The 15,273-nt window shown below is 61.2% G+C and carries 10 protein-coding genes; 6 read left to right on the top strand and 4 right to left on the bottom strand.

Annotated elements, in window-relative coordinates; all coding sequences use genetic code 11:
- Positions 1-3 precede the first annotated feature (3 nt).
- The 4 genes from ACIDOCELLA78_RS86455 (at position 4) to ACIDOCELLA78_RS86440 (ending at position 5,809) form a co-directional block, all read left to right on the top strand.
- The gene (locus ACIDOCELLA78_RS86455; RefSeq protein WP_201728282.1) at positions 4-1,134 is read left to right on the top strand and encodes a UDP-galactopyranose mutase; all 1,131 of its coding nucleotides are present in this window, start codon (positions 4-6) and stop codon (positions 1,132-1,134) included.
- Between the two features lie 4 nt (positions 1,135-1,138).
- Positions 1,139-2,779 (top strand): GMC oxidoreductase, encoded by a 1,641-nt coding sequence (locus ACIDOCELLA78_RS86450; RefSeq protein WP_201728281.1) that lies wholly within the window; start codon positions 1,139-1,141, stop codon positions 2,777-2,779.
- A gap of 100 nt (positions 2,780-2,879) precedes the next feature.
- Entirely contained in the window at positions 2,880-3,809 is a 930-nt protein-coding gene (locus ACIDOCELLA78_RS86445) for a DUF707 domain-containing protein (protein ID WP_201728280.1), read from the top strand.
- Positions 3,810-4,132: 323 nt separating this feature from the next.
- A complete protein-coding gene (locus ACIDOCELLA78_RS86440) occupies positions 4,133-5,809 on the top strand; it encodes a PAS domain-containing methyl-accepting chemotaxis protein (protein WP_249675489.1) in 1,677 nt (558 codons plus the stop codon).
- 290 nt (positions 5,810-6,099) lie between these two features.
- Here the strand turns inward: ACIDOCELLA78_RS86440 and ACIDOCELLA78_RS86435 are convergent, their stop codons facing one another.
- Positions 6,100-7,752 carry a TonB-dependent receptor gene (locus tag ACIDOCELLA78_RS86435; protein WP_249675486.1) on the bottom strand — a complete coding sequence of 551 codons (1,653 nt, stop codon included), beginning with the start codon at positions 7,750-7,752 and terminating at the stop codon, positions 6,100-6,102.
- 62 nt (positions 7,753-7,814) lie between these two features.
- Here ACIDOCELLA78_RS86435 and ACIDOCELLA78_RS86430 point away from each other — a divergent pair.
- Positions 7,815-8,848 (top strand): IS630 family transposase gene (locus ACIDOCELLA78_RS86430; RefSeq protein WP_201728277.1). Its coding sequence is split into 2 segments (ribosomal slippage): positions 7,815-8,334 and positions 8,334-8,848, totalling 1,035 coding nucleotides; the frame shifts between segments, so codons are not numbered across the junction.
- On the opposite strand, the gene ACIDOCELLA78_RS86425 is transcribed toward ACIDOCELLA78_RS86430, so the two are convergent.
- Complete coding sequence (locus tag ACIDOCELLA78_RS86425; protein WP_249675481.1) at positions 8,830-9,621, bottom strand: TonB-dependent receptor plug domain-containing protein; 792 nt, start codon at positions 9,619-9,621, stop codon at positions 8,830-8,832. The genes ACIDOCELLA78_RS86430 and ACIDOCELLA78_RS86425 overlap by 19 nt on opposite strands.
- A gap of 284 nt (positions 9,622-9,905) precedes the next feature.
- Here ACIDOCELLA78_RS86425 and ACIDOCELLA78_RS86420 point away from each other — a divergent pair, with 284 nt between their 5' ends.
- Positions 9,906-11,639: an IS1634 family transposase gene (locus ACIDOCELLA78_RS86420; RefSeq protein ID WP_201727483.1), complete on the top strand. Its 1,734-nt coding sequence runs from the start codon at positions 9,906-9,908 to the stop codon at positions 11,637-11,639.
- 72 nt (positions 11,640-11,711) lie between these two features.
- Here the strand turns inward: ACIDOCELLA78_RS86420 and ACIDOCELLA78_RS86415 are convergent, their stop codons facing one another.
- Both ACIDOCELLA78_RS86415 and ACIDOCELLA78_RS86410 read right to left on the bottom strand, forming a co-directional pair.
- Entirely contained in the window at positions 11,712-12,479 is a 768-nt protein-coding gene (locus ACIDOCELLA78_RS86415; RefSeq protein ID WP_201728276.1) for an energy transducer TonB, read from the bottom strand.
- 227 nt (positions 12,480-12,706) lie between these two features.
- Complete coding sequence (locus tag ACIDOCELLA78_RS86410; protein ID WP_249675477.1) at positions 12,707-15,067, bottom strand: TonB-dependent receptor; 2,361 nt, start codon at positions 15,065-15,067, stop codon at positions 12,707-12,709.
- Positions 15,068-15,273: the final 206 nt, after the last annotated feature.

The raw sequence follows: 15,273 nt of genomic DNA, 5'->3' as shown, positions 1-15,273 counted from the left end.
GATATGACGATTCTGGTGGTCGGGGCAGGATTTTCGGGCTCCGTCTATGCGCGCACGCTGGCCGAGGCGGGATACCGGGTCGTGGTTATCGACCAGCGCCCGCATATCGGCGGCAATGCCTATGACCAGGAGGACGAGAACGGGGTACGGGTGCATGTCTACGGTCCGCATCTGTTCCATACGCGCTCGGCGCCGGTGCTGGAGTGGATCCGCCGGTTCGGGCAGTTTGTCCCCTACGAGCACAAGGTTCGCGCGAAGCTGCCGGATGGGCGGATGGCTCCGCTGCCGATCAATCTCGACACCGTCAACATGGTGTTCGGCACGAACTACGAGACCAGCGCCGAGGTGCAGGCGCATCTCGCCCGGGTGGCGCTCGATTTTCCGCAGCCCCGCAATGCCGCCGAACATCTCTACGCAACCATCGGCCGCGAGCTGACCGACCTGTTCTTCCGCCCCTACACCCGGAAGATGTGGCAGCAGGAGCTGGAGGACATGGCCGCCGCGGTGGTCAAGCGGATTCCGTTGCGCACGGACAGGGTCGATACCTATTTCGCGAGCGAGGACACGCAACTGATGCCGGTGGACGGCTATACCGCGCTGTTCGGCGAAATTCTCGGGCATCCCGGCATCGAGGTGAGGCTGGGGACCAGATTCGAGCGGGCGATGCTCAAGGAATTCGCCTTCTGCTTCAACGCGATGCCGATTGACGAGTATTTTGACTTTGAGCTGGGCGACCTGCCCTATCGCTCGATCCGCTTCCATCACCGCAGCGAGCCAGATGGGCCGCCCCCCCCGGCACCGGTGGTCAATTTCACCGATGACGGACCGTTCACCAGGGAGACGTGGTGGGATGCGCTGCCCCATCACCGCAGGCGGCAGACCGGGCGGCGCAGCGTGACCACCGAGGAGCCGTGCGATTACCGCGACAACGGGATGGAACGGTATTACCCGGTGCGAACCGCGGACGGCCGGTATCAGACGCTGTATGCGGCCTATAAGGATCTGGCCGCGCGCGAGACGCGGATGGAATTCATCGGGCGCTGCGGCACATATCAGTATCTGGACATGGACCAGGTCATCAACCAGTCGCTCACCGGGGCGCGGCGCTGGCTGGCGGCGCAGGGCCGCGGGTGAGCGGATGAGAAATTTCCGCGTCCCGGCGGACCTGCCAGAGGCGGACTGCGCCGCGGATCTGTGCATCGCGGGGACGGGGCCGGCCGGGGCGACGCTGGCGCGGGAGCTTTCCGGGTCGGGTCTACGGATCCTGCTCCTGGAAAGCGGCGACGAGACGCGACAGGTCGAGGCCGACGCGCTCAACGAGGTTGAGCAGGCCGGCTATCCGAGGGTGGAGGATCAGTGGCTGGTGCGCAACCGCATTCTCGGCGGCACATCGCACACCTGGAGCGGGCGGTGCGTGCCGTTCGATGACATCGATTTCGTGCGCCGCCCCTGGGTGCCTCATTCAGGCTGGCCTCTGGCGCCGCGCGACCTTGCCCCCTATCTCGACCGCGCCGCCGCCTATCTCGGCCTCGATCCGGGAACCGGATTTTCCGACGCACGGTTCTGGGCGCTGGCGGGCCGGCGATGCCCGCTGCCGGAATTCGACCCAACTCTGGTACTTCCGCATCTGTGGCAGTTCTCGCGCGATACGACGAGGAGGCGGGATTACATGCGCTTCGGCCAGAGGCTGAAGTCGCAACTCGGCGACAATGTCACGCTGGTTACCAATGCGACGCTCTGCGACATCCATCTCGTCCCATCCTGCGACCGGGTGAGCGGCATCACGCTGGCAGGGCCGGACGGGGCGCGGCGGCGGATCGCCACCGGGATGGTGGCGATCTGCTGCGGCGGGATCGAAAATGCAAGGCTGCTGCTGAACGCCGACAGCCAAGTGCCGGGCGGCATCGGCAACGGGCGCGATCTGGTGGGGCGGCACCTGATGGATCATTTGCGCGGGCCGACCGCCACGTTCGCGCTGCGCGGGAGCGCTGCGCTGCGGCGTGTGTTCGGCCATTACCGGCTGAATAACGGACAGGTTTTCGCACTCGGGTGGCGGCTGAGTCCTGCGTTGCAGGAGGCGGAGGAACTGCTCAACTGCAGCGCCTGGCTGGAGGGACGGATCTCCGCCGATGATCCCTGGAACGCGCTGAAGGCACTGACCCGCGGGCGCGGTGGGGTGCGGGCCATAGGCCGGGTGACGACCCATGCCGGGTTACTCATGCGCGGAGCACACGACTATCTCGTGCGGCGCATCGGCCTGCCACGCAAGATCGACCGGCTGGACCTCGTTTGCATGGTCGAGCAGATGCCGGACCCGAACAGCAGGGTCACGCTATCGGCACGGCGAGATCGGCTCGGACTGCGGCACGCACGGATAGAGTGGCGGGTAAACCACCAGGACATCCGAACCATGACGCGGATGACCGCGGTTCTCGGCGCTGAGTTCACCCGGCTCGGCCTTCCGTCCGCAAGGCCCGACGCCTGGGTGGCGGACAGCGGAACGCTGCCCGAGACATTCCGTGATGTCGCACACCCGACCGGAACCACGAGGATGGGGCGCTCGCCGGCTGACAGCGTGGTCGACCCAGACTGCCAGATACACGGGGTCGCCGGGCTGTTCGTTGCGGGAAGCTCGGTGTTCCCGACCTCGAGCCACGCAAACCCGACGCAAATGATCGTGGCGCTCGCGCTGCGGCTGGCAGACCGGCTGCGCGAGACCGCGCGGCAAGGCAACATGGCCGGCGACCGGGTGCGGGATGACGCGGCGGTGGGGATGTAATGGGATACTCGCCTGGATTTGCCGATGTTTCGCTGGTTCCAGCAGGAATTAGCCATTATCTGGATAATCAAATCGTTTTGAGGATAAGGGTTTCAGCGCCATGAACGGGCAGATTTCCGGCCGACGCCGCAACCTCGTGATCGTGCGGGCGGGCGACAATTCGTTGCATCCTCGCTGGCTCGCCGGCGGCGACGCACGAACCTGGGACATTGTTGTAAATTATTACGGCGAGCAGGAACAACTCTACCGCCGGCCCGATATCGAACGGATCGACAGCAAAGGACCGAAATGGCCGGCGCTGCAATTATTGCTGCAGGAGACCCCCCGCTTTTTGCGGGACTATGATTATGTCTGGCTGCCGGATGATGACCTCGACACCACGTCGGACCAGATCGACCTTCTGTTCCGGATCATGTCCGGGCACAATCTCCAGGTGGCGCAGCCTTCACTCGAGCACAGCAGCTATTTCGGCCATCTGACCACGCTGCATAATAACCGGTTCCGAATCCGCTATACCAACTATGTCGAGGTCATGGCCCCGTGCTTCACGACCGCGGTGCTGGAACGGGCGGTGCCGTTGTTCAACGCCAACCTCAGCGGGTGGGGGCTTGATTTCGTCTGGCCGAAGCTGGTCGATGAGCCCGCGTCACAGATCGCGATCATTGATGCGGTGCAGGTGCGCCATACCCGTCCGGTCGGCGGACCGAACTACAAGATGCTGCGTGAGCGTGGGGTTTCACCCTGGGACGAACTGCGCAGCTTCTGCCGGATGAACGACATCGAGGAAGAACCGGTGATTGCGACGCTCGCGGCGGTGACCAGCGACGGTAACCTCGTCGACGCAATGGCGCAGCAGCGGCGCTTCGTCTTGCAATTGCTGGCCGGCTACCTGCCCGCGCTGAAACGCACGCCGCAGCGCCAGCACATGCTACGGCGGATGGGTGGGATGCTGTGGAAGGCGCTGAACAATCTACCGGATCGGGTGGCCGAGCTGCCGATGCCACGCAAGTTGGCACTGCGCCGCCCATAGGCGATGGCGTTTTTGGCCAGACCTGACGGAACCGGCAGCAGTTGGTCACTCCTGCTGACATGATTACATATGAAAAATTGACGCTCTCGAATATCACGTTTTTGTGATATCGAGAAAAATGCCTTTGGATTATCTTGAATATTAGGACCGAACGCACACGGCGCATGGCTGACTGACCTGAAATTCGGAATTCCGCGAAACTTTCCGTTAATGATCTGGCTTGATACTCATAACATACAAGAACGATCGTTTCATTTCGACATTTTGGGGTAAAAATGTTTTTATCAGCGAAGGCTGCGATAAATTCCCAGAATTTTGCCTCTATGCAGAATTCCTTCCTGGTAATCAGTTTTTCTCCAGACGGTGAAATTCTTTCCGCAAACGAAAAATTCCTGGAGGCAACAGGCTACAGGCTCGGCGACATTGTCGGGCGCCACCATCGCATATTTTTGGACACTGCCGAGCGGGACAATTCAGACTACGCCCGTTTCTGGCCCGAGCTTGCTGCAGGAAAACCCCGTTCGGGCGAATTCCGCAGGATCGGCAAGGCTGGCGAAGCGATCTGGCTTCGCGCGGCCTACAACCCCGTGCGCGTCAGGAGCGGCAAGGTCATCCGCATCGTCAAGGTCGCCCTCGATATCACCGGGCAGAAAGAGCAATCGGCGGAAAACGCGAGCGTGCTTGCCGCAATCGGCCGCTCTCAGGGGATCATCACCTTCGGGCTGGATGGCACAATTCTCGATGTAAACGACAATTTCCTTTCGTATATGGGCTACACCCGCGACGAGGTGATTGGCCGCAAACACAGCATGTTCGCCCGGCCCGAATTCGCTGCCAGCACAGAATACGCGGCGTTCTGGGCGCATCTGCGCAGCGGTGAGTATCTCTCCTCGGAATTCGAACGCATCGCCAAGGGCGGCCGGCAGGTCTGGCTGCAGGCGACGTATAACCCCGTGTTCGACACACAGGGAAAGGTCGTGAAAGTGGTGAAGTTCGCGGTCGACATCACCGAGCGGATGCATAACCTCTCGCGCATCGCCGCGGCGCTCGAAAGTCTTTCGGCCGGCGACCTCACGGCGCGGATCGGCGAGGCGCTGATCCCCTCGCTCGATCGGCTGCGGGTAGACTTCAATACCGCGATTGCCACGCTCGGCGAAAGCATCAGCGGGGTCAAATTGAGCACGGAAGAGATCAGCCTCGGGGTCGGCAAGATTGCCAAGGCGGCCGAGGATCTGGCGCGGCGCACCGAGCAGCAGGCAGCAGCCCTGGAAGAGACCAGCACCGTGCTCGACGGTGTTACCGGCGATATCCGCAAGACCGCTGACAACGCCGCCAAGGCGGCCATGGCGGTGGACGCGACCAGCGCTGCAGCACACCGCTCACACAAGATCGTCAGCGAGGCGGTGATCGCGATGAACGGCATCGAAACCTCATCGCGCGAGATCGATCAGATCATCGGACTGATCGACGAAATGGCGTTCCAGACCAACCTCCTGGCCCTGAATGCCGGCGTCGAGGCGGCGCGTGCCGGCGATGCGGGGCGGGGTTTTGCGGTTGTGGCGTCAGAGGTGCGCGCCTTGGCCCATCGCTCCGCCGAAGCGGCGAAATCAATCAAGGCGTTGATCGCGAGGTCGTCCAAACAGGTGGGCGATGGGGTGAGGCTGGTGGGCGAAACCGGCACCGCGCTCGACACCATTCTGCGTCATGTCGCGGAAATGCACGGGATTGTCGGCGAGATCGCCGATGCGGCAGGGAACCAGGCGGGCAATCTTTCCGAAATCAACATTGCCGCCGGGCAGATGAACCAGGCAGTGCAGCAGAATGCCGCCATGGTCGAGCAGACTTCCGCAGCGACCCATTCGCTACGCGAGGAAATCGCGCGGCTAAACTCTCGCGTCGCCGGATTTCTCACCCCAGAGACCGAGGAGCAGGATCAGTTCCGGCCGATGAACCAAACCTACCGGCCGCGGACAGCCCTCCGGGTATTACACTCAGGCTGAAGCAGCTCCCGCTCGAGGAGGCGGATGTCGTGCCTAATCACATTGCTGCTCAAAAATCCGGCACCTCGAATCCGCTGAAGCATTTCACGGATGGGCCGGATGTTGAGTTTTTCTGATCTGGAGCACCACCCGATCTGGTCCGATCGAGCATCGGACGGCGACTTATCCCATTGTTTTCGAGCGGTAGAATGACACTACGCGCGGGCAACGCAGAGGCCGTACGGAGCGAGCTCCGCACGGCACTACGAATTTATCGGACCCAACTGGTCTGAGCCACCAGGTTGGGCTCGTCAGAAATGAACCGCGACGGTACCGTAAATGCCAAAAGGCGCACCCGGATAGGCATAGACCAAGGCGTTCGACCCTACGGCAGGGGTCGGGACAGTCGCGCCCGGCGGTGAGAAATAACCACCTGCACCAACGATTTCATACTGGTTGTACCGGTTGTTGGTGACGTTCAGCGCAGTGAGACTGACATCCACCGTATTGCGTCCGGCATAGGGGAGTCGGACGGGCACCTTCAGCTTCAGCGCCATATTCAGAACGCCATAGGCCGGCATCTGGACGTTGGAAGGAGCGCCGGTCGTATCGTCGAACATGTACTGGCTGCCCGTGTACTGATACCAAAGCTTCGGCTGCAAAATCATACCGCCCATCGGGATGTCGTAATAGGCCCCGACATTGAAATTCACCGCCGGCACATACGGGACATGACTGCCGTTATAGGATGTGCCGCCAGTAACATAGCTTTGGTATTTGGCATTGATAAGCGACAGATTGCCAAACACGAACAGATTGTAGAGCGGATTGTCATCAACGAAGAGATTCGCCCCGTCATAGATTGAGGTTCCGGTCGCGAAAACCGACTGACCGCCACCGATCGCATAGCTCAGCGACTGCTTGGCATAGCGGATGTGGAAATAGTCGATGCCCGCAAGGAAGTGGTGCAGGAATCCCCGGTTCTCGACATTAAACTTCAGACCGGCGTCGTAATACTGTCCCTGTTCCAGACCATAGGCGGAGGGGTTGATCTTCGCAAACAAGCCGAACGCACCGCCAACCGCGGGCGTACGATAGGCCTCGCTATAGGAGCCATAGGCTGTCAGCCAGGGCAGGAGTTGGGCGTTTACCGAGATCGAGGGTTCGATGCCATTGCGGCTGGCATGGGAGCCGCAAATGGAGCCGGAATCGAAGCTATTGCCATTGCCGATCTGCAAATGCCCCCCGGTAAGGGCGCATTTCGCATAGTATCCCTGGTTGGGCAGGATGGTGAAATCCTGCAACGCAGTGTCGTTATAAGCGGTCTGGAAGCTGACGAAACGAATGCCGGGAACAATGTGCAGCATTCGGATCGGATGGATATCGTCCTGCGCGAAGAGAGCGAAATCGTTCTGGCTGAAATTACCCGACCGGAAGAACGGGCCCGCGACAGTGGTGTTGGTGCCATAGGCTGTCGAGTAGAAATTGTTCCGCGTATTATAGTCGTCGTGGATGTAATAGGCCCCAAGCGTCGCCTTGTTCAGCGGCAGCCGGGTCGTGAGCCATATCTTGTCGCCGATCGCGTTGGTATGCGGATCGTTATACTCCATCGCCTCATTCTGACCGAAAGAATAGAACAGGTCATGCAGACGGGAATGGGTTCGCTTGTAATTCTGATAATAGGTCAGGTTATGCAGTGTGGTGGACGAGTCGAGGCGGATATTTTCTCGCGCATAGACCATCCAGAACCGGTTCTCGTCCTGCTTCTCATAAACATTGAAGGGCGGTGTGCTATAATACCCCGATGTTTTCTGACTGTAAGGAACGCTGCCGGTACTACCGGTGATATAGATTCCAGGATAAGGCGAGGTCGGGATGATCGGTGCGCGGTAAGCAACGCTGCGCGCGAAATAACCGCCAAATTCAAAAGAGCCGGCGGAAAAGCTCTTGATCGTCTTACTCACCAGTCGGTAATTAAGACGACATTTTGCTAGTCGTATGTTTGCGGGGATGATATAATTCTGGCATGAAACGGGACGGTCGCAGATTTGATCATCGCACCCTGGAAACCATCCGGCTGATGGCTGTAGAGCGGGTGCGCGAGGGCGAAGCGGCCTCTTTGGTGATTGCCTCATACGGGTTCAGCCGCACAACAATCTATAAATGGCTCAGCGCGGCATCGAAGCCTGGGGTCGGGGTGAAAGCCTTGCGGTCACGGCCGGCAACCGGCCGGCCGCGGCGTCTGACGCCGCGCCAGGAGCAGCAGGTGTTGCGTTGGATCAATGGCCGCGATCCGCGCCAATACGGCCTGGATTTCGGGCTGTGGACCCGGCACGTTGTGGCCGAACTGATCGAGCGCAAGTTTGGTATCAAACTCGGTGTGACGGCTGTGGGCGAACTGCTGTCGAAACTGGGCCTGACGCCGCAAAAGCCGTTGCAGCGTGCCTATCAGCGCGATCCGGAGGCGATCGAGGCATGGCGACGTGAGCGGTTTCCTGAAATCGCCAGGCAGGCCAAGTCCTGTGGCGGCGAGGTCTTTTTCTGGACGAGTCCGGCTTTCGGGCCGACGCCGTGCATGGCAAGACCTGGGGCGTGAAGGGACAGACGCCGATCGTCGAGCGTCCGGGCCAACGGCAATCGATCAGCGCCGCCTCGGCGGTGACAGCCCGCGGCGGGTTCTGGTATTGCACTTATGAAGGCGGCCTGAATGCTGAGTTGTTCGTAGCGCTGCTACGCCGGATGATGCGGCACCGCACGAGGCCGGTGCACCTGGTCCTCGACGGGCTGCCTGCCCACAAAACAGCGCTGGTGAAAGCCTACGTGGCGTCGACCAATGGAATGCTGACGTTGCATTTTCTGCCAGGCTACGCCCCTGACCTGAACCCAGATGAACTGGTCTGGAGCCACATGAAGCGGACGGGCGTCGCCCGGACTCCGCTACGCCAAGGCGAAAAGCTTCAGGACAAAATCGAAGCCCAACTCGCCGCCATCAAGCGCAAACCACGTCTCGTGCAATCATTCTTCAAAGCACCAACTGTCGCCTATATTACCGACTGCTGAGTAAGATAGATCGCATAGTCGTTATAAGGATTTTGGAAACCATCAGCCGCTTTTCGGAAGCTGTTGCCATTACCCATGCCGCCGGCAAGGACAGTCGACCAGCCGTGATAGCTGCCGGTGCGCAGGTTGAACTCGATATTCTTCTGGCCGTAATTTCCATAGGTCGCGGTGATGTCGCCACCGGGCTTCGTCGTTGGTTGAACCGGGGTGAACTCCACATTGCCCGCGACATTGGCATACCAGCGATCGGCCGGGTTGCCGGGGCCGTAGGTGGTGGTCGCGCTCACAATAAGCCCGTTCTGCGGAATGAAGTTCGACTGCCACAAATCAGTCGAAGGATCGACCATCGGCACACCGTCCATGGTGATCATCACCGCGCCATCGCCAGTAAAGCCGCCAAAGCCACCCCAGCCCTGCTGAACGCCGTTCAGGGTGATCGTGTATTTGTCGGCACCGGTGTTGCCGTAGCCTGAAACCTGAACGCCCGGCGCGTAGGAAAGCATCTGCGCGGCGCCCCCAACCGGACCGGCCGCATCGAGGATCTTGCGGTTCAGAACACGCTTCGTTGTGCCCGACTTGAATATCTTCTTCTGGCTGGGCGCCTGTGTGGCATCCGCAACGAGTCCAGCCGCGCCGCTGGCGCTCACCTCTCCGGCACTCACCGTCTGTGCGCCCGCCGCGATGGGGACCAGACAACTCGTCGACAGGAGCAGGATTGTCAGCCGACGGCGCATACCCCGCGTGACGCCCTTGGAACCAAGATAACTCCGCATCATTCATATCCCTTTTCTGGTGCGGGTGCTGACCCACCACGCCTGGCCGAGAAGACCGCGCGGAAGTCGTTGCCCGACCCGAGGCAAGGCCAGAATGGGCGAACATGGACAACCCGTAAGATCGGATTTCAAAACGATTTCACTGAAATTTCTCTAACCTGAAGTTTTTACTTGGGAATGACCTGAACGTGGCGGATAGCCTCGCGTAGCGCTGATTTCTTGCGAGCGTTTTGTGTCCATAAATGGGGCTTGCGGTGCGACTCGATCTGTGATTCGCTCGGGTTATGTTCATCGATGTGGTTCCGAATGGCCGATCGGCGCCGGCCGTGCTGTTGCGGGAGAGTTTCCGCGAGGGGCGGAAGGTTCACAAGCGTACCATCGCCAATCTGAGCCAGATGCCGCCCGCGTTGATCGATGGCCTACGAGCGCTGCTCGCGGGTGGCGCGGTGGTTGGTGGTGCCGATCAGGCGCTGGAGATCCGGCGTTCGCTGCCGCATGGTCATGTGGCGGCGGCACTCGGGATGATGCGCAAGCTCGGGATACCCCGCCTGCTGGGCCGGAGGGCGTCGCGCGAGCGCAGTCTCGCCCTGGCGCTGATCGCCGGCCGGGTGATCGCGCCGGGATCGAAGCTCTCGACCCTGCGCGGCCTGAACCCGGAGACCGCAACATCGAGCCTCGGGCAGATGCTTGATCTCGGTGTCATTGAAGAGCGCGAGATCTATGCGGCGCTGGACTGGCTGGGCACGCAGCAGGGGCGGATCGAACGGGAGTTTGCAAGGCGCCATCTGCGCGACGGCACGCTGGTGCTCTACGACGTCAGTTCATCCTACCTCGAAGGCCGGCATTGCGAACTGGCACACCACGGATACAGCCGGGATCACCGGCCCGATCGGCCGCAGATCGTCTATGGTCTGCTGTGCGATCGCGAGGGGCGGCCGATCGCAGTGGAAGTGTTCGAAGGCAACACCGCCGATCCGGCGACGATCGCCGCCCAGGTGGAGAAACTCAAGCGCCGGTTCCATCTCGAGCGCGTCGTCCTGGTGGGTGATCGCGGAATGATCACCACGGCGCGGATCCGCGAGACGATCAAGCCGGCGGGGCTGGACTGGATCAGCTGCCTGCGCGCGGGGCAGATCCAGGATCTTGCCGAGGGACCGCTGCAGATGTCGCTGTTCGACGAGCGCGATATCGCCGCGATCACGTCGCCCGATTATCCGGGCGAGCGGCTGATCGCCTGTCGCAACGCCGCCCTGGCGACCGAACGACGGCGCAAGCGCGAGGCGCTGCTCGTGGCCACCGAGACGGAACTGGCGCGGATCCGGGATGCGACACGGCGCAAACGCGCTCCTCTTCATGGCGAGGCCGCGATCGGGCTGGCGGTGGGGGCGGTGATCAACCAGCGCAAGATGGCCAAGCATTTCGATCTCACCATCACCGCCAGCCGCTTCGATTTCCAGCGCAACGCCGCCAGCATCGCGCGCGAGGCGGCCCTCGACGGCATCTATGTCATCCGCACCAGTGTGAGCGCGGACGTCATGAGCGAGACCGAAGCCGTGTCAGCCTACAAGGATCTCTCACGGGTGGAACGGGCGTTCCGGTCCCTCAAATCGGTCGATCTCGCGATCCGCCCGGTGCATCACTGGCTCTCGCCGCGGGTGCGTGCCCACGTCTTCCTCTGCATGATGGCCTATTACGTCGAATGGCATCTGCGCGACGCCCTCAAGCCCCTGCTGTTCCAGGATCACGACCGGCCAGGCGCGGAAACTGAACGCTCATCGCCGGTTGCCCCCGCATCGATATCCCCGGCCGCCGATCGCAAGCGCGGGCGACGCCGCAACGACCAGAACCTGCCGATTTCGAGCTTCACCGACCTGATGGCGCATCTCGCCACACAGACCCTCAACACCGCCTCCCTACCCAAGGCGCCGAACGCCACCTTCACCGCTCTGGCAAACCCCACGTCGCTGCAAACCACCGCCTTCGCCCTGATCGGGATCGACCCCATGCGTGTCCAGTAAGCGGCAAAATCAGATCTCGAAGTTCACCGATAAATACAGGGAATTTGCTTTCGAATCAGTGAAAACTTCAGGCTAACGGCTGCGTAGCCGGATAAAGATCGTCACCGTGATCGGGTGGTGAGGCATGTCTGACGAGAACGGCGGCAGCCGCGTCGCGCGTACCGCGGCCAGTGCTGCACGGTCGATCGGCGGAGCGCCGGAGGAGCGCACCACGCTGGCCGAAAGCAGATGCCCATCAGGGGCGATGCGCAGCGCAAGTTCGGTAACGCCGGAGAGTTGCATCATCTCGACGACCCGCGGCACCTTGAGATCCGCCTGCACGGCCGCATGAACGGCGCCGGCATAGGATTCGAGCGCGCTTTCCTGAACCGCAGCGGGCACCGGCTGCGGCTTCGGCTGTGGCGGAGCAACGGGCTTCGACACCGTGCGCGGCAACGGTTTGGACTGCGGCTTCGGCTTGTGATGAACAACGTGGCGCGGCACCGGTTTGGGGCGCGGCACCGGCTTAGGCGGTGGCGGCACCGGCACCGGCACCGGCGGTTTCGGTAGTGGCGGCGGCGGCGGCGTTTGCGGCTTGGGCGGCGGCGGCAGCGGCTTCGGCGGAGGCGGCACCGGCTTGGGTGGCGGCGGCAGCGGCTTCGGCTTTGGCGGTGGCGCCAGCATCTTGATCCGTGTGACCTGCGGATGCGGCGCGACCGCGGCATGGCTTGGCGGCAGGTAGGCAACAAGGAGAACCAGCCCGACTTCAAGGGCCAACGCCACGATGAGCGCGAGAGGGAACGAGAAGCGATCTTCTGGCAAGGGATTCATGCCATCACCGACGCCGCGAAAAGTGTTCATGAAAACTCATGGTCCGGTTGGGAAAAAATCCGGCCGGATGATGCCATCTGGCAGGATCGTCTCCGCGTGGTCAGGTGAGCAGAACCCGCCCCCGGCCCTGTCCGGCGGGGACGCGTTCCGGATAATCCACTCCAGCCAAAGCCAGAAGGAGTGGAACAGGCGGAAGGAATGCGCCGGGAAACGATGGCGCGGACCGAAACGGCCCGCGCCAGTGACCCGATCAGACGTCAGAAGTGAAAACCAACGCTGCCATAGATCGTGAACGGCGCGCCGGGATAGGCAAGACGGTAGCCGCTGGTCGAGGTTCCGAAGTAACCGCCGCTCGAGATGTATTCGAAAGCGTTATATTTATTGCCAGTGACATTAAGAGCGGTCAACGACACGTCCATGGTCTTGTGCCCAGCATAGGGCAGATTCACCGGAACGTTCAGCTTCGCAGACATGTTGAGCGTGCCGTAGCCCGCCATTTTCTGGTTGCTGGGCCCTGGGTTGCCGCCGGGGCTTGATGCACCGGTATTGTCGAACAGATACTGCGATCCAGTATACTGGTACCAGATCCGCGGGGTGAGAACCATGGAGCCGATCGGCAGGTTATAATACGCGCCGATGTTGAGGTTCATGTCCGGCACGTAGGGGACGTGATAACCGTTAAAATATTGCGGCGCGTTACCCGGTCCAGGATTGGCGTTGTAGCTCTGGTATTTTGCCTGGACGAAAGAGGCATTGGCAAAGACGAAGAGATTGTAGATCGGGTTGTCATTGGCAAAGAGATTGACGCCCTGATAGACCGACGAACCCGTTGCGAAATAACCGTTGCCGTTGATCTGCACGCTGAGCGACTGCTTGGCGTAACGGAGGTGGAAGTAATCCACACCGGCGAGGAAGTGATGCAGGAACGGCCGATTGTCTGCATGGAATTTCAGACCGGCGTCGAAATACTGCCCATATTCAGGGGCGTAGGTCGTGACAGGATTTATCTTCTGGAACAGGCCGCCACCGCCGCCCACCTGAGGTGCGCGGTACACGTCCGCGACGGTGCCATAGACCGCCATCCACGGCAGAACCTGAAAATTCGCCGACAACGACGGCTCGACGCCGTTGCGACTGACATGCGCGCCACAGACCGAGCCCTGCTCGGTAACATTGCCAGCGGTCGAAGTCCCGTTAAGGACACACTTGGTGCCGAGCACCGCGCCTGGAGCGAGCCCGAAATCCTGCTGCGCCGAGTCGCCATAGGAGGTCTGGAAGCTGACGAAGCGGACACCCGGCGTGATGTGCAGGCGCTGGATCGGATGAATGTCATCCTGTAGGAAGAAGGCCACGTCGGTCTGGCTGAAATATCCGGAGCGGACCTTGCCGCCGATATTGGCAACGCCCTTGTTCCCGCCATTGGCAGTATTATAGAAATTATTTCTTGTATTATAATCGTCGTGGATAATGTAGGCGCCGGCATCAACTGTGTTAAATGGCAGCTTCTCGGTAAGCCAGAGCTTGTCGCCGATCACGTCAGTATGGGGATTGTTGTATTCCATCTGCTGCGGCCCGGCGCTGTAGATATCGTTGAGCCGGGAATGGACGCGGGAGAAATTCTCGAAATACGTCAGATTGTGCAGCGTCGTGTCACGGTCGAGATTGATGTTTTCGCGGCCGAACACCATCCACAGCGCGTCGGTGTCAAATTTCTCGTAGTTGGTGAAACTCGGCGCACTGTAGAAGCCGGAGCTCTGCTGGCTGTACAGCGTACCGGACGTGCCATTGGTGTAGACGCCGGGCTGAACCGAGGTCGGGATTACCGGGGTGCGGTAGCCGGCGCTGCGGGCAAAATAGCCGCCGAAAGCGACATTACCAGCCGAGAAGGTCTTCACCGTCTTCAGGTAGATCGAATAGTTCTCGCTCGGGCTCTTGAAGCCGTCAGGGGCAGTGCGGAAGCTGTTGCCATCACCGGTGCCGCCAGCAAGGATTGTCGACCAGCCATGGTAATTGCCGGTGCGCAGGTCGAACTCGATGTTCTTCTGACCGTAGCTGCCATAGGTGAGGTTGATGTCACCGCCAGGTTTTGTCGTCGGCTGCAACGGCGTGAACTCGATGCCGCCGCCAAAATTGTTATACCAGCGATCGGCCGGCTCGCCGGGACCATAGGTGGTGCTGACGCTCTGGATCATCCCGCTCTGCGGGATCATGTTCGACTGCCAGAGATTGGTGGACGGATCGACAACCGGCACGCCATCCAGCGTGACGCCAAGCAGACCGTCGGCGCTCAGCATGCTGCCATAGCCACCCCAACCCTGCGACACGCCGTTCAGAGTAACGGTGTATTTGGTGGAGCCGGTATTACCATACCCACTGACCTGCACACCCGGCGCATAGGACAGCATCTGCGCGGCGCCCGCGACCGGGCCCGCCGCTTCAAGAAGCTTGCGGTTCAGCACGCGGGTCGTGGTTCCCGACTTGAACACCTTCTTCTGGCTCGGCGCCACGGTGGCGCCCGCGATATAACCGGAGCCGGCGGCGCTTACCTCGCCGGCGCTGACCGTCTGCGCATGCGCAGCGACTGGGATGAGGCAGCTTGACGAGAGAAGAAGTGCCACGAGGCGACGCTGCGCGACACGGCCGCCTGACCGGGCCGTTTCATGGTTGAGCGACCGTGCCTGCTGAGAAAACCGCACAATGAGTCCCTTTCCGATAGTGGGTTTTTTCAGACCGTCTCGCCCGCAAGCCTGTCGGATTGCGGGGGGTCTGATTGTGTCGGCGTGTAAGCAGACCGGATGGAGGGTTACAATGTGGCAGACCTGGC

This window comes from Acidocella sp. C78 (assembly GCF_907164655.1).
The sequence above is the reverse complement of the archived record's forward strand: the minus strand, read 5'-3'. Positions and strand labels throughout refer to the sequence as shown.